Raw genomic sequence first — 656 nt, 5'->3', positions numbered from 1 at the left:
TCATCATGAAAAATATTGATCAGCCCATTTGGGTCATAAGACTCAATTTAAGCATAGTCGGTTTCCTGCGCACCGACTGGGCGCCCGACAGACCTCTTCGCGTGAGAATTCAGGAGCCGGCGAGCTTTATCATTTGGGGCGGACCGGACGAAACAGGCTTTCAATCGTTCTCGATCAGCTATAAACTCTTCAGCTCCCACATAATAGAGAGCGAAGGGGTTGCGCTTTGGAGCATGAATCAGCCGCTTCTGGAAAAGGGACTCAAGAAATGGGAAAAGCAATCGGGCAGGAGAATTGAAGTAGTGAAGGGAAATTCCAGCGATCTTCCGTTATATCCCTACGGATTTTCAAAACCGGCCCCAAGAGACGCGACCAGTGTCAAGCCAAGAAAAGAAGAAAAACCTCCGAAGGATGACTTCATTCCTGATCTATCAGACCTCAGCTTTTAACTGATTACACAATTCAAATAACCACAAGACGGAGTCAAGAGTTGTTCGCGATCGTGGAACAGGAGATGGGGCTTGTGGCACGCCTGCGATAGCTCTTTACCGTAACAGATGGCAGCTCTTCGGTGACCTTCACGGTCTCTGTCTCTGCTTCATTGAAGATGCCAAGCGGCAACTGTTGATCGTTGCTCTTTACAGCCTCGCTCTTGC

Annotated in this window: 1 protein-coding gene (running past one end of the window); it reads left to right on the top strand. The window is 48.8% G+C overall.

Annotated features, from left to right (window positions below):
- Positions 1–449, top strand: the 3' portion of a protein-coding gene (locus COV46_05705) for a hypothetical protein (GenBank protein PIR17056.1). Its footprint begins 292 nt before the window's first position; 449 of the gene's 741 nt are visible here — the last part of the coding sequence; its start codon lies beyond the left edge, outside the window; the stop codon is at positions 447–449.
- Positions 450–656 lie beyond the last annotated feature (207 nt).

This window comes from Deltaproteobacteria bacterium CG11_big_fil_rev_8_21_14_0_20_49_13 (assembly GCA_002796305.1).
Classification (GTDB): Bacteria; UBA10199; UBA10199.
This window is presented reverse-complemented; position numbering and strand designations above follow the sequence as displayed.